We start from the raw sequence: 15,644 nt of genomic DNA, 5'->3' as shown, positions 1-15,644 counted from the left end.
GGGAGGGCTACTCGGCGGCGGCCGGCGTCTTGATGCGGAGCTGGTGGTAGGCGCTCATCTCCTCGGGGGCGACCGGCACGATGAACGGGTCGACCGCGCGCTTGGCGTGGGCCATCCGGCCCTGACCGTCCTTGAACAGGACGGTGTGGCAGTTCCAGTTTGCGTCGTCGGTTTCGGGGTGATCGACGCGCAGGTGGTAGAAGCCCCAGCGGCTCTCGGTGCGATAGAGCGAGGCCGCGGCCGCCATGTCGGCGCAGTCGAGGATCGTCTGCATCTCCAGAGCCCGGTGCAACTCGTGCGCGTCGCGGGCGCAGAGCAGGTCGAGGTCCTCGCGGATCTCGGCGAAGCGGCGCTGTCCAAGTTCCATCTTGGCCGTCACCTTCGGCGGCTCGAGGTAATCGTTGACGAGGCGGCGCGTCTTGAACTCCATCTCATGAGGCGTGAGGCCGTCGTCGCGCCGGGTCGGGGCCAGGACCCGCTCGCGCTCGGCGGTGATATCGGCCTCCTCATGGCCCGCCAGGGTGTTGGCCGAGCAGTAGGCGGCTGCATCAGCGCCCGCGATGCCGCCGTTCACGAAGGCGCCGAGCATATAGTTATGCGGCACACTCGCCATGTCACCAACGGCGTAGAGACCTGGAACCGTGGTGCGAGCATACTCGTCGACGAAGACGCCCGAGGCCGAGTGGCCGGAGCAGAAGCCGATCTCGGAGATATGCATTTCGACTGGCCGGCGGCGATAATTGGTGCCGCGCCGTTCGTGGAAGCGCCCGCGTGAGGGCCGCTCGTTCGAGTGGAGGATGGTTTCGATCTCCGAGATCGTCTCCTCGCGCAGATGGTCCATCTTCAGGAAAACCGGGCCGTTGCCACCCTGCAGCTCACGCCAGAACTCGAGCATCATCTGGCCCGACCAGTAGTCACACTCGATAAAGCGCTCGCCCCGGTTGTTGGCCGTATATCCGCCGAACGGGCCGGTGACGTAGGCGCAGGACGGCCCGTTATAGTCCTTGATCAGCGGGTTGATCTGGTAGCACTCGAGGTTCGCGAGCTGTGCGCCGGCATGGTAGGCCATCGCGTAGCCGTCGCCGCAATTCGCCGCATTCTCGTAGGTGCCGAAAAGGTAGCCCGAGGCCGGCAGGCCGAGTCGCCCGGCTGCGCCGCAGGCGAGGATCACCGCCTTCGCCTTCACCACCAAGAATTCGCTGGTGCGGGTGTTGACCCCGATGGCGCCTGCGATGCGCCCGTCCGGACCTTTCAGCAGGCGGGTCGCCATGTAGCGGTTGGTCACGCCGATCTGGAGGCGGCGAAGCTGCCGGTAGAGAACCTTCTTGACGTTGTGCCCCTCGGGCATCGGCAGCACGTAGGTCCCCATGTGGTGGACCTTGCGCATGTTGTATTCGCCCGACCCGTCCTTCTCGAACTTGACCCCGAGCTTGTCGAGGTACTGGATCATTGGGAAAGACCCCTGCGCGTAGGCCATCACCGCCTTCTGGTTGACGATGCCGTCGTTGGCGACGGTGATCTCCTTCACGTACTGCTCGGGCGTGGCGTAGCCCGGCACGACGGCGTTGTTCAGGCCGTCCATGCCCATGCTGATCGCGCCCGAGCGCTTGACGTTCGCCTTTTCCATCAGGACGACGCGGAGCTTTGGGTCGGACTCCTTTGCCTTGATGGCGGCCATCGGGCCGCCGGTGCCGCCGCCGATCACCAGGATGTCGGTCTCGATGATCTCGGTCTTCGTCGAGGATTCGAAGGCGCTCATGGTAAGGTCTCGCGTCAACGGAGTGGCGGCGCTTGTGCTTTCGCCGAGGAATCGGATCGGGGATTCAGGCGGCCTGCGCCGCGGCTGGCGGGCTGGCGACGGACTCAGCCGCGAGGGCGCGCAGGTAAGCCCACGGGAAGATCCCGCGGGTATGGCCGTCGGTGAACGCGATATGGATGGCATAGCCGCCCATGGGTTCGACGCAGGTGACCGTGATGTCGGTGAATGCGTCCGGGAAGCGTTCCACAGCCCGATCGCGGGTGCACCATGCGCACCGGCAACGAAGGCGCAGATGCTCAGCGGGCAGCGTCGCGGTCAGTCCGTCGCGCCAAATCAGTCTGAGCGCGGTTCCGCCGCGTGAGAGGGTCGCGGTGTCGGGGATTGCGTCGGGATCGAATGGAGGCGGGCTCGGAAGCTCGATCGCGCGGTTTATCATACGCTCCTCCTCAGATGCCTTCGTCACAGAAGCTCAGGAGCGATCGATCGGACAGCAATTAGTTGCCCGGAATTTCAGTCAGGCGGCAGCAGGAGAAGCGCATCGCTCGTTCACGGTGCGCTCAGCGTGGCGTTGAGTGAGCTGTTCGCGGTCCCGGGACCAGACGCAACGCCGCCGACGCCGCTTCAGATCGGCCGGCGGAAGGATTGATCATCCTGGGAGCACTCGCCTCGACTTATCCGAGCTACGACCGACGCCTCAACCGACAAGCAGCTGTTCCGCTTTGCGCCCATTGCAGTCACGCGAGTGCTCCCATTGGTCCTCCTAAGAGCTGACATTCAACAAAGAAGCGCCTCGACGCTTCGTGTTCCACGGACTCAACCGCTCCGTGCGACGAGCCGGCTGGCATTGAGGCGCCGGGCCTAACCGCAAAAGCCTTTCAGTGTTCGAAGACACCGTCTAGATCTCGGAAGCCTTTGATCTCGATGGGATTCCCGCTTGGGTCGAAGAAGAACATGGTCCGCTGCTCGCCAGGCTGGCCCAGGAAGCGGACCACCGGCGGGATGTCGAAGGCGATGCCCTCGGCCTCAACGCGAGCGGCCAGCGCTTCCCAGGCGTCGAGGGGCAGCACCACCCCGAGATGGGGCATCATCACCATGTGGTGGCCGACCTTTCCGGTCCGGGTCGTCGCGAAGGGCTCACCCAGATGCAGCGAGATCTGGTGGCCGAAGAAATCGAAATCCACCCAGGTCTCTGTGCTGCGCCCCTCGCGGCATCCGAGGACGCCGCCGTAGAAGCGACGCGCCGCGTCGAGGTCGGTCACGTGGTAGGCGAGGTGGAACGGGGTCGGCATCGTCGGGTCTCTCCGTTGTGCGTGATGGACGCGGCCTGCCTCAGGCCACCGATCCAATGTGGTTCGCCGAGACGACGCCGCCGATGAGGTTGCAGGACAGCAGGAATCCGCTGTCGAGATCACCGCCGCCGGCCGGCACGAGGGCGGCGAGCCTCACCGTGAGTGCAGATTTCGCGTCTTGGGCGAGGGACTGCGCCTCGTCGACGGTGACGGACTCGAACCGGATCGTCTCCCCCGGCCGCACCTGCGCGAGGCGGCTGAAATCGGCGGAGACGACCGTCGCGATCTTCGGATAGCCGCCCGTGGTATGACGATCGGCGAGCAGGATGAGGGGCCGCCCGTGGCCGGGCACCTGGATCGAGCCGTTCACGATCCCATCCGAGACGATGTTGAAGCCATCCGCATGGGCGATCGGGGGCCCGTCGAGGTGGCAGCCCATCCGGTCGGCGCGCGCCGTCAGCGTGTAGGGCGCGGACAGAAAGGTGCGCAGCCCCTCCTCCGTGAAGCTGTCGGCCTGGGGGCCAAGCACCACCCGGATCGAACCGCCGAAGCGGGGCCTGTGAACATGAGGCAGGGTCGGGGGTCTTCCCACGGGCTCTGGCGCTCGCAGCGGCAGCAGATCGCCTGCCGCGAGGGGAGTGCCGTCGAGGCCGCCGAGGCGGGTGCGGGTATGGGTCGAGACGCTGCCGAGCATCGGCGCCACTGCGAAGCCCCCGGCCACGGCGAGCCATGCGCGCAGCCCCCGGCTCGGGGCCCCGAGGTTGAGCCGGTCGCCGCGGCGCAGGTCGTAGGCGGTGTAGGGATCGACCGCTCGCCCGTTCAGGGCCATCGCGAACGACGCGCCGGCCAGGGCGACTCGGCACACCTCCGCCTCGCAGACCAGGGTCGGGCCGAGCATCGCCATCTCGATGCCTGCCGCGTCGGCTGGGTTGCCGACCAGGGCGTTGGCGAGCGCCAGCAGATCCAGGTCCATCGCCCCCGAACCCGAAATGCCGAAGCGCAGGTATCCCCGCCTCCCGGCATCCTGAAGGGTGGTGGCCACGCCGGGCGCGACGATCCGCAAGCCGTCAGCCATGGACCCGCTCCATCGTCGCGACGCGTTCCCCGGCCTGAGCCGCCGCGCTGAGATCATCGAAGGCGGCACGGTCGATCGGTTCGAACCGGATCAGATCCCCGGCCGCGAACAGGAACGGCTCGGCCCGCGCCGGGTCGTAGGAGCGTGCGGGCGTGCGGCCGATGAGCTGCCAGCCGCTCGGCAGTTCGAGGGGCGGCGAGACGCCGGTCTGGTTGCCGCCGATAGATACGCTGCCCGGCGGGATCGTGGGGCGCGGATCCGTGCGCCGGCTCGCGTGGATGCGGGGATCGAGACCGCCGAGATACGCGAAACCGGGGGCGAAGCCGATCATGTGGACGCGGTAGTCGCAGCCCGCATGGAGGGCGATCACTTCATCCTGGCTCAGCTTGGTCTTGGCCGCGAGGTCGGCGAGGTCGACGCCGTGCTCGCCGCCGTAGAGCACCGGCACCCGCCAACGGCGGATCGCTCCGGTCGCCGCGACCGGAGGCGGCCAGTGGGCGGCGATCAGCGCCGCGAGGTCGGCCCGGGGCAGTAGGTCGGGATCGTAAAGGACGAGGAGCGAGCGATAGGTCGGCACCGTCTCCAGCAGGCCGGGCCGTCCGGCGCTGCGGATCGCCTCGTCGAGGGCGACCACCTGCGCGTTGACGACAGGATCGACCGCGCGGCCGAGCTCAACCGTCAGCGCCCAGTCGCCGCAATCGAGCAGCCGGTAGCCGGGCTCAGACACCGAGCACCTCAGCCATCGGGCGCAGGGCGATGCCCTTCGCGGCGACATCGTCCCGCAGGCGGCGGGCCATGGCGACGGCGCCGGGCGTGTCCCCGTGGACGCAGATCGTGTCGATCCGCGTCGGGATGCGCCGCCCGGACAGGGAGGTGATCGCCCCGTCATCGAGCATCTGCGCCACGCGCTCGGCGACGGCCTCGGGCTCGTGCAGGACGGCGCCGGGGAGCTTGCGAGAGACAAGGGTGCCATCATCCGCATAGGCCCGGTCTGCGTAGACCTCGCGGGCGATGGGCAGACCGAGCCGCTCGCCCGCGCGTTCTGTTTCGAGACCGGGCATCACGACGAAGATCAGGTTCCGGTCCAGCGTCCGGATCGCCCGGGCGACGGCCAGGGCGAGGTCGGCATCCTCGTTGGCCATGTTGCCCATCGCCCCGTGGGTCTTCACGTGGCGCACGGGGCAGCCGGCATCCTGGGCCAGGGCCAGGAGGGCGCCGACCTGATAGAGCACCGCCTTCTCGATGTCGGCCGGGCGCTCGCCGTGGATCGGCCGCCGGCCGAACCCCCACAAATCGAGGAAGCTTGGATGGGCGCCCGCCTGCACGCCGTTCGCGGCGGCGAGGCGTAGCGTCTCGTGCATCACCAGCGGATCGCCGGCGTGGAAGCCGCAGGCGATGTTGGCCGAGGTGGCCAGGGCCAGCATCTCCGCGTCGTCGCCGAGGCGGTAGACGCCGAAGCCCTCGCCCATGTCGCAGTTCAGATCGACGATCATCGGTGCATCCTTTCGCGTGGGTTCACTCGGAGGCGACGAGGTGGGCGACCAGGGTCGCGGCGGCGCAGAGATCCTCGATCCGCATCGCCTCGTGCGGGTTGTGGCTGCCATTCTGGTTGCGGACGAAGATCATCGTGCTCGGCACGCCCTGCCCGGCGAGGGTCGCGGTGTCGTGTCCCGCTCCGCTCGGCATGGTCCGGAACGGCATCCCGAGCCGACGGGCATGGCCGGACAGGGCCTCGATCAGTGTGGGACTCATCTGGGCCGGGGTGCTGCCCGTCCGTTCGCCGAGGGCGAAGCGCACACCGCGGGCGACCTCAATGCCGGCGACGAGGTCGGCCAGGGCCGCCTCGATGCGCGCGATCACCGCCGGCTCGGTGCTGCGCACGTCGAGACAGAAGCGGACCTCCCCCGGGATCTTGGCGAAGGCGTGCTGGGCCGGGTCGGTGGCGACCTCGCCCAGGGTGAGTGTGGCGGGAAGCCCCTCCTGTTCCAACCTGCCCCACAGGCCGTCGAGGCCGGCGATCAGGTCGGCGAGGGCGAAGACGGCGTCGCTGCGCTCGGATCGCGCGACGGCGCCGGAATGGCCGTAGCGCCCGAAGCAGGCGGCCTTCCGGTAACGGACGCTGCCGCTGATCGCCGTGACGAAGGCGACGGGGATTTCGGCGGCCTCCAGGGTCGGCCCTTGCTCGATATGCATCTCCACGAACCCGTGGATCCGCTTCGGATCGAGCAGCGCCTCCCCTCGTGCCACCGCATCGGGCCGCAGGCCGAGCGCGGCCATGTGCTCGCGCAGGCTCCGTCCGGAATCGGTGCGGGGCAAATCGAGGGCCTCGAGCGGCAGCAGGCCGAAGGCGGCCCGGCTCCCGACATAGGAGGCGGGGAACCACACGCTTTCCTCGGCCCGGAACACGCCCACCGTCACGGGGCGTGCGGGCACGAGGCCCGATCGGCGCAGGGCCTGAACGGCCGCTAGACCGCCGACCACCCCGGCCGCCCCGTCGAAGTTGCCACCATGCGGCACGGTGTCGACGTGGGAGCCGACCATCCAGGCCGGCAGCGCCGGGTCGCGCCCTGGGAGGGTCAGGAAGAGGTTGCCGGCGGCATCGGTCTCGGGGGTGAGGCCCAGCGAAACCCCGGTCTCGCGCATCAGGGCGTGGGCCCGCTCCTCCCCCTCGCCGTAGGCGGCCCGGGTGACTCCGGGCTCGTCGCGGCTGAAGGAAAGGAGTTGCGCGAACAGGCCGGCGCAGAAATCCGGATCGATGGCGATTGAGTCCGCAATGGTGGCCGTGCCGACCCCGCTCATGCCGGGAACTCCGCCTTATGCGCACCCCGCCGCCGGCGATCCCAGACCTCCGGATTGACGAGGTTCGGCGGACGATGCCCGGCGAGAACGTCGATCACCTGCCCCGCGACCCGCTCGGCGGCGCGGATCAGGGCGGCCTCGGTCGAGGCGGCGACGTGGGGGGTGAGGATCACCCGCCGCTCCCGGTGCAGGGGATGGTCGTGCGCGAGCGCATCCCCCGACACCACGTCGAGCCCCGCGCCGGCGATGGTGCCCGCGGCCAGCGCCTCGGCCAGGGCGTCCTCGTCCACCAGGGCGCCCCGGGCGGTGTTGATCAGGAAGGCGCCGCGCTTCATCCGGCTCAGTTCATCCCGACCGATCAGGCCGCGGGTCTGCGCCGTGAGAGGCAGGTGCAGGGAGACGACGTCGGCCCGGGCGAGGAGGTCCGGCAAGGTGGCGGCGCGTTCGGCGTTCAGGGCCGCGAAGTCGGAAGCCGGCCGCGTCGGGCCGTAGGCGAGCACCCTCATGCCCAGCGCCGCCGCGAGCCGGCCGGTCGCCTGCCCGATGTCCCCGAACCCCACGACACCCAGCGTCAGGCCGGCGAGTTCAACGAGGCGCGCGCCATAGCGGAAATCGTGGTCGCCCTCCCGCATGGCCTGGTCGGCCTGCGGGATCGCCTTGGCGAGGGCGAAGATCAGGCCGATCGCATGCTCGGCGACGGAGAGGGCGTTGGCGCCCGGCGTGTTGACGACCGCGATCCCCGCCCGGGTCGCCTCCGGCACGGCCACCGGGTCGGTTCCGGTGCCGTGGACCCCGATCACCCTCAGCCGGGGCGCGGCCAGCACCGCTTCGGCGGGAAAGCCGCCGTTGCGGGTGACGACCGCGACGCAATCGGCCGCCTCGCGGGCGAGAATCGCCGAGGCGAGGCCGGTGGCGGCCCGGATCTCGAGCCCCGCCATCCGAAGCTGCGCGAGCCCAGCCGCATGGATCGGCTGAACAATGAGGCAGATGCCCGGCGCTCCTTCGAAGGGGCGGACCGGATCGGAAGGCTCGGTGAACACGTTCGAGGCAACCCTGCTCAAAAATACCGCTTGAATGCCGATGGTATACCGAAGAAGCTAGCTCAATGCCGCAGAGCTGGCAACATCAAAATACGATTATCGAGCCGATATCCAAGCAAAACAACGGGATACATTCCTGTTTTTCGATCTGGCGCGTCGTATAGATGAGATAAATGCGGCTATTATTTGGGATTAAAATTGAGATCAGTCAGGTCGAACGATGACTCAGGTCGAGACTGTTCTATCGCCGCTCCTGAAGATTAGGAAGCTGCACAAGAGCTATGGCGGCAACGAGGTGCTGAAGGGCATCTCCCTCGACATCCACGAGGGCGAGGTCGTGTCGATCATCGGCGCGAGCGGTTCGGGAAAGAGCACGTTCCTGCGCTGCCTCAACCTCATGGAGACGCCTACCTCCGGCTTCATGGATTTTGAGCGGTTCGCCTTCGACTACGAGGAGGGCGCCCGCCGTCAGCCGACTCCGCAGCAGCTCTGCGAATTGCGGTCGCGGATCGGCATGGTGTTCCAGAGCTACCATCTCTGGCCGCACATGACGGTGCTGGAGAACGTCATCGAGGCGCCGATCCGGGTGCGGCGGATGCCGCGCAGGCAGGCGGTGGCGGAGGCCGAGGCGCTCCTTGAGCGCATCGGCCTCTGCGAGAAGCGGCACGCCTACCCGTCGAAGCTCTCGGGCGGGCAGCAGCAGCGCGTGGCGATCGTGCGCGCCCTGGCCATGGCGCCCAAGGTGATGCTGTTCGACGAGGTCACCTCGGCCCTCGATCCCGAACTGGTCGGCGAGGTGCTGGCGCTGATGGGCTCCCTCGCGGCGGACGGGATGACGATGCTGGTCGTCACCCACGAGATGGCCTTCGCCCGGGACGTCGGCACCCGCACCCTGTTCTTCGACGGCGGGGTGATCGCCGAGGACGGCCCGCCCGCGGAGATCATCGGCGCGCCCCGGAGCGAGCGGCTGCGCCAGTTCCTCCGCCGCGTGCTGCACGAGCCGGCCGGGCTCGGGCAACCGGCATGAGTCGCCTTGGAGCCATCATGGAGTTCGGACGGCGATGAGCGGCACGGCATGGCAGGACTGGTGGCAGACCCTCGCGGAGGAGTTCGTCACCTACGGCCCCGGCTTCCTCTCGGCGACGCTGGTCGTGCTCGGCGTGACGGTGGCGAGCATCCTGGTCAGCTGGGTCTGCGGCCTGCTCGGGGCGCTGGGCAAGCGCTCCCCCTTCGCGCCCTTCCGGGCGCTCGCGAGCTTCTACGTCTGGTTCATCCGCGGCACACCGACCCTGATCCAAGTCTTCATCGTCTATTTCGGCATGCCGCAGATCGGCGTGAAGCTCTCCCCCGTCACCGCTGGCATCATCGCGCTCGGCGTCAGCAGCGGGGCCTACGTGGCCGAGACCATCCGCGCCGGCCTCGCGGCGATCCCTCGCGGTCAGCTCGAGTCGGCCTTGGCGCTCGGCATGAACCCGCGGATCATGATGGTCCGGATCGTCCTGCCGCAGGTCTTCCGCATGATCCTGCCCTCGCTGACGAACGAAGCGATCTCGGCGGTCAAGAACACCTCACTCCTGTCGACGATCACGGTGGTCGAGTTGACGCTCTACGCGCAGCTGATGATCGCCACGACGTTCCGCCCATTCGATTTCTACATCGCGGCGGCGCTGATCTACCTCGGCCTGACGTCGATCTTGTCGCAACTTTCCGCCTATTTCGAGCGGCGCTACGCCCGCCTGTCGTGAGCTTCCCCCGCCGCGGGACGGGCCGCGGCCGACACCTTCCGCCCCCTCGCCCGTACCGGAGATCGCCATGAACCGCCGCCGCCTCCTCGCCCTCGCCGCCCTCTGCACCGGCCTGCTTGCCGCTCCGGCGCTACGGGCGGCCGAGGGCAAGCTGGAGCTGATCGAGCCCGGCAAGCTGATCGTGGCCACCGACAGCACCTTCGCGCCCTTCAGCATGCGCACGCCGAGCGGCGAACTCGACGGGCTGGAGGTCCGGGTGATGCGCGAGATCTGCCGGCGGATCGGGGTCGAATACAGCCCGGTCAACGTCAAGTTCGACGCCCTGCTCGTGGGCCTGATGGCCGATCAGTACGACATCACCAGCGAGTCGATGGACATCACCCCCACCCGGCAGAAGCAGGTCGCCTTCGCGGACGGGTGGCTCGAGTCCGGTGCGCGGATCGTCACCCGCAAGGATACCGGGATCAAGGGACCGGAGGACCTCAAGGGCCGCAATGTCGGCGCCCTCTCGGCCTCGACCTTCGGCAAGCTCGCCGAAGAGCACGGCGCCAACCTCAAGAGCTACAAGACCGCCGCGGACGCCATGCAGGACCTCGTCGGCGGCAACATCGATGCGGTGATCAACGACGCGGTCGCCGGCAACTACGCGATCAAGGCGCGCAAGCTGCCGCTGGTGATGATCGAGACCCCGCTCAGCACCATCCAGAAGGGCTTCGCGATCAAGAAGGGCAAGCCGAACCTGCACGCCGCCGTCAACAAGGCGCTGGCCGAGATGGTCGCCGACGGGACCTACGCCAAGCTGCTCACCCCCCTGATCGGCTACGACCCGGCGCCGAAGGAGCCGATCAAGACGCCCGCGATGTGAGTGGATAGGGGAAGGCACAACAAGACATGAGCGGGGGCGGCCCGGTAGGCCGTCCTGGGAGGACACCAATGAAAACCCTCGACGCCTCGTCCTACACAACCGCGCTCGGCGCCCGTCGGGAGCAGAGCCTCGGCCAGATGGCCTACGATAGGCTGCTCGACATGCTCGTGCGTCGTGATCTTCCCGCTGGGACCGTGCTGCACGAGCGCCGTCTCGCGGAACTCCTCGACATCTCGCGCACACCGACCCGCGAGGCGATGTCACGCCTAGAGACCGAGGGGCTGGTCGAGCGGCAGCCCGGCGGGATGCTCGTCGTGAAGGAGTTCTCCCTGCGCGAGCTGATCGAGATCCTGCATGTCCGCCGCCTCCTGGAGCGGGAGAGCGTGATGCTCGCCACCGGCCGGATCCCCGATGGCGCGTTGGCGGAGTTGGAGCAGCACAGCGAGGCGTTGCTCGCGGCGGGCGATCCCGATGCGCCGGGCAACTGGGAGGTCGACCGCCGATTCCACGAATTGATCGCCGACAGCAGCCGCAACGCGATCCTCGCCAAGACGATCAAGGACCTGCGGCTCAAGACGCAGATGTTCAACCTGAGCCGGATGCCAGAGCGGTTCGAGGCGGTGCATCGCGAGCACCTCGCGGTCGTCGCAGCCCTGCGAGCCGGGGACGGGGCGGCGGCGGCGGATGCCATCGCGGCCCACCTCGAGAACTTCAAGCAGGGCATCATCCGCCGCCTGAGCGAGTTCTGAGGCGGGGGCCCAAGCCATGCACGAGTTTGCCCACCTGCGTGGCTGCGAGGCTGCCTTCCCGCTGGAAGAATTCGCCGTCCGGCAGGCGGCGGCCCGGGCCGCGATCTCCGCTGCCGGCCACAAGGCCCTGGTGGTGACCGGCCCAGAGACGATCTACTGGCTGACCGGCCGCCAGACTGCTGGCTACTTCGCCTTCCAGGCCCTCCTCGTTCCTGCCGAGGGCGAGCTCTCCCTGCTGGTGCGCCAACTCGAACTGCCTGGAGCGACGGCCAATACCTGGCTCGACGACATCCAGGCTTACCCGGACGGGACCGACCCGGCCGACGCCCTGGCGGCTCTGGTGCGGCGGCGCGGCTTCGTCCGCCCGGCGATGGAGCGGGACGGCTGGTTCGTCTCGGCCGCCCTCGCTGCGCGGATCGGCACGGCGCTCGGCACCGACCCGTTGCCCGATGGATCGGGGCTCCTTGGGCCCCTGCGCATCGTGAAGTCGGCGGCCGAACTACAGGCAATCCGGGAGGCCGCCCGTTACGCCCAGGCCGGGCTCGCCGCCGGCGTCGCCGCCTGCGGCGCAGGTGCCGATGAGAACGCCGTCGCCGCGGCCATGCTCGCCGCCGCGACGACGGCCGGCTCCGAGGCAATGGCAATGGAGCCCTTGGTCTCGTCAGGGCCCCGTAGCGGGCTGCCGCACATGACGTGGCGTCGGCGCCGCCTGGAACTGGGGGATGCCGTGTTCCTCGAACTCGCAGGCAGCCATGCGCGCTACCACGCGGCGCTGATGCGCAGTGTCTGGATCGGCGCGCCGCCGGTCGAGGCGCAGCGAATGATGGACTGCGCCCTGCGCGCGCTGGACGCGGCTCTCAGCGCAATTCGGCCCGGCCGACCCTGCTCCGCGCCGCACGAGGCGGCCCAGGCCGTCATCGACGCGGCGGGCTATGGCCCGGCCTTCCGCAAGCGCATCGGCTACTCGATGGGGATCGCCTTCGCTCCGGATTGGGGAGAGGGCAGCCTGCTGAGCCTGTTCACCGAGATCGACCGGCCGATTGAGCCAGGCATGGTGTTCCACCTGCCCGCGACCCTGCGCTGCTACGGGTTCTGGACGGTCGGCGCTTCCGAGACCGTGATCGTGACGCCGCACGGCGCCGAACCCCTTTCCGATCTGCCCCGCGCCCTGACGCTGCGGTGAGGCGAGACTCATTCCGACAACAAGGATCGCGCGATGCCCCGGACCGTCTACCTCAACGGCGACTGGCTACCGGAGACCGAGGCGAAGGTCTCGATCTTCGACCGCGGTTTCCTGTTCGCCGACGCGATCTACGAGGTGACGGCGGTGATCGGTGGCCGTCTGATCGACTATTACGGCCACGCCGCACGACTGCAGCGCTCCATGGCCGAGCTCGGTATTTCCTGTCCCCTCGAACCCGAGGCGCTACTGGTGATTCATCAGGAGATTGTGCGCCGCAACGACCTTCGCGAAGGTCTCATCTACCTCCAAATCTCCCGCGGAGTGGCCGACCGTGATTTCGCCTACCCGACCGGAGTCGATCCGACCTTGGTCCTGTTCACGCAGTCCAAGCCAGTCTTGGAGAACCCCCGCGTGGCCACAGGAATTACGATCGCCCTCCTGCCGGACCAACGCTGGGCCCGGCGCGACATCAAGACGGTGCAGCTCCTGCCAGCCTCTATGGCCAAGATGGAAGCGGTTCGGCGGGGCGCCGACGACGCATGGCTCGTCGAGAACGGCTTTATCACCGAGGGGAGTGCGGCCACAGCGCATATTGTGACCCGGGACGGGACCTTGGTGACCCGGGGCCTCTCGAGCGCTTTGCTCCACGGCATCACCCGCGCTAGCCTCCTCGACATTGCCCACTCCGAAGGCATCCCCGTGGAGGAAAGGGCCTTCACCCCCGATGAGGCGAAAGCCGCCGCGGAGGCCTTCGTCAGTTCGGCCACGAACTTCGTTCTGCCGGTCACGCGGATCGACGACACGCCGGTGGGCGACGGCCGAGCCGGACCGATCTCTAGGCAGCTGCGGGAAAGATATCTGGAGATCCGACTGGCCGATGCGATCTAACTCGTCTCAGCAAACGATGATGTCGACGTCTCCTTCGACGACTCCCCGATTTGAGAGCGGTCGTTCCGCTTTCGGCCAGATCCGGTCCCATGCGGGGCGTACCTCGGTGGCTGAGTTGGGCGGATTTGCGACGGTCTGCTTTGAAGCGGTCAGCAGGTCGAAGCGGACATCGCCCTAACCATCATGGGGCGCAGCTTGCCGACAACAGCGGCGCTGGATCGTCGGAGCTCTAGGCAATAGGTATCGGGATACGCGCGATAACTTTGATTTCGAAATCAAAGCCAGCGAGCCACGTCACGCCGACAGCCGTCCAGTTCGGGTAGGGGGGCGGCCCGATCTCCGTGTCGCGCACCGCCATGATGGTGGGGAACTGCGCCTCCGGATCGGTGTGGAAGGTGGTGACATCGACGACGTCGTCGAAGGTGCATCCCGCCGCTGCCAGCACGGTACGCAGATTGGCGAACGCACGCCGGACCTGCAGCTCGAATGTCGGCTCCGGCGAGCCATCCTCGCGGCTGCCAACCTGACCCGACACGAACAGCAGATCCCCTGACCGAACGGCAGGCGAATATCGATGCATATCGTAGAGGGCATGACGGGAGGCGGGGAAAACAACGTCGCGTTTGGACATGATTGGGTCTCCTGACGCTTGAGATCCGCTGAGCGTGATGATTGCGCCGCTCGAACGGAAGGGTCGGGATCTCAGGCCGCCCCCAGGATCAGAGGGACGGCGCCGGTGATCATCAGCATGGCGGTGAGGCCATGGATGCCGAGCGCCCTCGCGGTCGAGCCACGCGCGGCCACGACGAGTGACATATCGCCGGCTGGGATTAGTGCCTCTACCAGTAGGATGATCCCGAGCACGCGCGGTCCGCCCCACACCAACATGGCCAGGACAACTATCCCGGAGACGACGTCGCGAACCCCCTTGAGGCGAAGCCACCAAGCGACGTTCGCACCCGCCTCTGGTAACGGCAGACCGAAGCTTCGTGTGGCCGCCTTTGGATCTGACAAGTACATCATGCCAATTGCGATGATGCCGAATGCGGCTAGCAGCGCGATGACCATCGAAAACCAGTACATGCGCGACTCCTTGCGGTCCGATGCTACAGGGTGATGACGAGTTTGCGCGCCGAGACACCGACCCGCTGCCGTTCGAGCGCTTCGGGGACGCTGCCCAAGCCGTGGCCGACCACCAGCGGCTCCGGCGCCGCCGCGTAGCGCCCCCGTGCGAGCGCCTGCGGTAGAAACATCTCGTAGATCAGCGGCCCGACCTCGTTGTCGATGAGCGATCCACCCCAAATCATCCTGGTCGCGACACCGAGGCGCCGAGCGCGCAGCATCAGCGACAGATTGCCGAACATCATCTGGGCGATGGCCGGCGCGAGCTTGCGCATCCGGCCACGGCCCGGCGGAACGTCGTCGAACGACGCGGGCGGCGTGACCTGCGCGACGAAACGTCTGCCATCGCAGGCCGCCAGGATGTCCATGCACGCCGCGGCCGACCCCTTGCCGATGGAGAGTGCTCCCGCGCACCGCCGCCCCTGCAACTCGGCTAGGATGTCCCGCTTCACTGTTGGACTGTGGTAGTCGAACGCCTGCTTAGCTCCGAGGCGGCGAACGAGGTCGAAGTTGTGGGGCAAGCAGGTCGTGACGACCTCGTAGCCGGCCGCGCGTGCGAGTTGGATCGCGTTGCAGCCGACGCTGGTGGAGCCGCCCCAAACCAACATCACCTCGCCCGTGGCGACAGGATCGAGCCGCGGCGGTGGCAAAGCAAGGAAATCCCGCTGGAATAGCCCGCACGCTGCGGTTGATAGGCCGAGCGGCAGGACCGCGGCGTCTTGGAACGGCATGCCGTCAGGGATCGGCGTCGCCATGTGCGCGAGCAGCACAACTTTTTCCTGGAAGGCTCCCTCCGCCGCTCGGTTGCGGCCTTTCTCCAACCCGGCGGCGTGGCCGAGGACGCGATCTCCGATCCTGAAGCGCGTGACGCCCGCACCGACCGACACAACATCGCCGGCGACATCGGTGCCTAAGACGACGGGGTAGCGCAGATAGCTCGTGATTACGTCGCCGATCGCCTGGACGTAGCGGTCGAACGGGTTCACCGCGACGGCGCGGGCCCGCACGGTGATTTCACCGGGTCCCGGCGCGACGTCGGGCGCGGCCCGCTGGACGAGGTCGGCGCGCTTCGTCGGAAGCCAAAGGGCAACATGGTCGGACAAGTTCGATGCTCCTTCGCCGTAGCGATG

Annotated in this window: 17 protein-coding genes; 6 read left to right on the top strand and 11 right to left on the bottom strand. The window is 67.9% G+C overall.

Annotated elements, in window-relative coordinates; translation table 11 throughout:
* Positions 1-7 precede the first annotated feature (7 nt).
* The 8 genes from MKK52_RS09840 to MKK52_RS09805 form a co-directional block, all read right to left on the bottom strand.
* Positions 8-1,759: a fumarate reductase/succinate dehydrogenase flavoprotein subunit gene (locus MKK52_RS09840; RefSeq protein ID WP_243953608.1), complete on the bottom strand. Its 1,752-nt coding sequence runs from the start codon at positions 1,757-1,759 to the stop codon at positions 8-10.
* Positions 1,760-1,823: 64 nt separating this feature from the next.
* Entirely contained in the window at positions 1,824-2,195 is a 372-nt protein-coding gene (locus MKK52_RS09835) for a DUF971 domain-containing protein (RefSeq protein ID WP_243953607.1), read from the bottom strand.
* Between the two features lie 439 nt (positions 2,196-2,634).
* The gene (locus MKK52_RS09830; protein ID WP_243953606.1) at positions 2,635-3,048 is read right to left on the bottom strand and encodes a VOC family protein; all 414 of its coding nucleotides are present in this window, start codon (positions 3,046-3,048) and stop codon (positions 2,635-2,637) included.
* A gap of 40 nt (positions 3,049-3,088) precedes the next feature.
* Positions 3,089-4,123: a biotin-dependent carboxyltransferase family protein gene (locus tag MKK52_RS09825; protein ID WP_243953605.1), complete on the bottom strand. Its 1,035-nt coding sequence runs from the start codon at positions 4,121-4,123 to the stop codon at positions 3,089-3,091.
* Positions 4,116-4,850 (bottom strand): 5-oxoprolinase subunit PxpB, encoded by a 735-nt coding sequence (gene pxpB, locus MKK52_RS09820; protein ID WP_243953604.1) that lies wholly within the window; start codon positions 4,848-4,850, stop codon positions 4,116-4,118. Before pxpB ends, MKK52_RS09825 begins: the two co-directional genes overlap by 8 nt.
* Positions 4,843-5,616: a LamB/YcsF family protein gene (locus MKK52_RS09815; RefSeq protein WP_243953603.1), complete on the bottom strand. Its 774-nt coding sequence runs from the start codon at positions 5,614-5,616 to the stop codon at positions 4,843-4,845. Before MKK52_RS09815 ends, pxpB begins: the two co-directional genes overlap by 8 nt.
* Positions 5,617-5,638: 22 nt before the next feature.
* Positions 5,639-6,922, bottom strand: a complete 1,284-nt coding sequence (locus MKK52_RS09810; RefSeq protein ID WP_243953602.1) for a Zn-dependent hydrolase — start codon at positions 6,920-6,922, stop codon at positions 5,639-5,641.
* On the bottom strand, positions 6,919-7,962 hold the full coding sequence (locus MKK52_RS09805; protein WP_243953601.1) for a hydroxyacid dehydrogenase: 1,044 nt from the start codon (positions 7,960-7,962) through the stop codon (positions 6,919-6,921). The genes MKK52_RS09810 and MKK52_RS09805 overlap by 4 nt, the downstream gene beginning before the upstream one ends.
* A 220-nt stretch (positions 7,963-8,182) precedes the next feature.
* Between MKK52_RS09805 and MKK52_RS09800 the strand changes: the two genes are divergently transcribed.
* The 6 genes from MKK52_RS09800 to MKK52_RS09775 all read left to right on the top strand — a co-directional run bounded on the left by MKK52_RS09800 (position 8,183) and on the right by MKK52_RS09775 (position 13,392).
* Positions 8,183-8,989 (top strand): amino acid ABC transporter ATP-binding protein, encoded by an 807-nt coding sequence (locus MKK52_RS09800; protein ID WP_243953600.1) that lies wholly within the window; start codon positions 8,183-8,185, stop codon positions 8,987-8,989.
* 34 nt (positions 8,990-9,023) lie between these two features.
* Entirely contained in the window at positions 9,024-9,707 is a 684-nt protein-coding gene (locus MKK52_RS09795) for an amino acid ABC transporter permease (RefSeq protein ID WP_243953599.1), read from the top strand.
* Between the two features lie 67 nt (positions 9,708-9,774).
* Positions 9,775-10,572 carry a transporter substrate-binding domain-containing protein gene (locus tag MKK52_RS09790; RefSeq protein WP_243953598.1) on the top strand — a complete coding sequence of 266 codons (798 nt, stop codon included), beginning with the start codon at positions 9,775-9,777 and terminating at the stop codon, positions 10,570-10,572.
* A gap of 68 nt (positions 10,573-10,640) precedes the next feature.
* Positions 10,641-11,321: a GntR family transcriptional regulator gene (locus MKK52_RS09785; protein ID WP_243953597.1), complete on the top strand. Its 681-nt coding sequence runs from the start codon at positions 10,641-10,643 to the stop codon at positions 11,319-11,321.
* Positions 11,322-11,337: 16 nt separating this feature from the next.
* On the top strand, positions 11,338-12,504 hold the full coding sequence (locus MKK52_RS09780) for a M24 family metallopeptidase (RefSeq protein WP_243953596.1): 1,167 nt from the start codon (positions 11,338-11,340) through the stop codon (positions 12,502-12,504).
* 33 nt (positions 12,505-12,537) lie between these two features.
* Positions 12,538-13,392, top strand: coding sequence for a D-amino-acid transaminase (locus MKK52_RS09775; protein ID WP_243953595.1), 855 nt, complete (start codon positions 12,538-12,540; stop codon positions 13,390-13,392).
* Positions 13,393-13,621: 229 nt separating this feature from the next.
* On the opposite strand, the gene MKK52_RS09770 is transcribed toward MKK52_RS09775, so the two are convergent.
* The 3 genes from MKK52_RS09770 to MKK52_RS09760 all read right to left on the bottom strand — a co-directional run bounded on the left by MKK52_RS09770 (position 13,622) and on the right by MKK52_RS09760 (position 15,617).
* Positions 13,622-14,023, bottom strand: a complete 402-nt coding sequence (locus MKK52_RS09770; RefSeq protein ID WP_243953594.1) for a RidA family protein — start codon at positions 14,021-14,023, stop codon at positions 13,622-13,624.
* A 71-nt stretch (positions 14,024-14,094) separates the two neighbouring features.
* Positions 14,095-14,475 (bottom strand): DUF4267 domain-containing protein, encoded by a 381-nt coding sequence (locus MKK52_RS09765; protein ID WP_243953593.1) that lies wholly within the window; start codon positions 14,473-14,475, stop codon positions 14,095-14,097.
* A gap of 23 nt (positions 14,476-14,498) precedes the next feature.
* Positions 14,499-15,617, bottom strand: a complete 1,119-nt coding sequence (locus tag MKK52_RS09760) for a zinc-binding alcohol dehydrogenase family protein (protein ID WP_243953592.1) — start codon at positions 15,615-15,617, stop codon at positions 14,499-14,501.
* Positions 15,618-15,644 lie beyond the last annotated feature (27 nt).

Origin of the sequence: Methylobacterium sp. J-067, assembly GCF_022829465.1 — a bacterium.
Taxonomy (GTDB): Bacteria; Pseudomonadota; Alphaproteobacteria; order Rhizobiales; family Beijerinckiaceae; genus Methylobacterium; species Methylobacterium litchii.
The sequence above is the reverse complement of the archived record's forward strand: the minus strand, read 5'-3'. Positions and strand labels throughout refer to the sequence as shown.

What these genes read in the sequence shown, in the direction of transcription:
- MKK52_RS09835 (WP_243953607.1), bottom strand. Translation starts at nt 2,195, where the DNA reads ATGATAAACCGCGCGATCGAGCTTCCGAGCCCGCCTCCATTCGATCCC.
- MKK52_RS09800 (WP_243953600.1), top strand. Translation starts at nt 8,183, where the DNA reads ATGACTCAGGTCGAGACTGTTCTATCGCCGCTCCTGAAGATTAGGAAG.
- MKK52_RS09795 (WP_243953599.1), top strand. Translation starts at nt 9,024, where the DNA reads ATGAGCGGCACGGCATGGCAGGACTGGTGGCAGACCCTCGCGGAGGAG.
- MKK52_RS09815 (WP_243953603.1), bottom strand. Translation starts at nt 5,616, where the DNA reads ATGATCGTCGATCTGAACTGCGACATGGGCGAGGGCTTCGGCGTCTAC.
- MKK52_RS09765 (WP_243953593.1), bottom strand. Translation starts at nt 14,475, where the DNA reads ATGTACTGGTTTTCGATGGTCATCGCGCTGCTAGCCGCATTCGGCATC.
- MKK52_RS09775 (WP_243953595.1), top strand. Translation starts at nt 12,538, where the DNA reads ATGCCCCGGACCGTCTACCTCAACGGCGACTGGCTACCGGAGACCGAG.
- MKK52_RS09790 (WP_243953598.1), top strand. Translation starts at nt 9,775, where the DNA reads ATGAACCGCCGCCGCCTCCTCGCCCTCGCCGCCCTCTGCACCGGCCTG.
- MKK52_RS09780 (WP_243953596.1), top strand. Translation starts at nt 11,338, where the DNA reads ATGCACGAGTTTGCCCACCTGCGTGGCTGCGAGGCTGCCTTCCCGCTG.
- MKK52_RS09840 (WP_243953608.1), bottom strand. Translation starts at nt 1,759, where the DNA reads ATGAGCGCCTTCGAATCCTCGACGAAGACCGAGATCATCGAGACCGAC.
- MKK52_RS09785 (WP_243953597.1), top strand. Translation starts at nt 10,641, where the DNA reads ATGAAAACCCTCGACGCCTCGTCCTACACAACCGCGCTCGGCGCCCGT.
- MKK52_RS09825 (WP_243953605.1), bottom strand. Translation starts at nt 4,123, where the DNA reads ATGGCTGACGGCTTGCGGATCGTCGCGCCCGGCGTGGCCACCACCCTT.
- MKK52_RS09810 (WP_243953602.1), bottom strand. Translation starts at nt 6,922, where the DNA reads ATGAGCGGGGTCGGCACGGCCACCATTGCGGACTCAATCGCCATCGAT.
- MKK52_RS09770 (WP_243953594.1), bottom strand. Translation starts at nt 14,023, where the DNA reads ATGTCCAAACGCGACGTTGTTTTCCCCGCCTCCCGTCATGCCCTCTAC.
- MKK52_RS09830 (WP_243953606.1), bottom strand. Translation starts at nt 3,048, where the DNA reads ATGCCGACCCCGTTCCACCTCGCCTACCACGTGACCGACCTCGACGCG.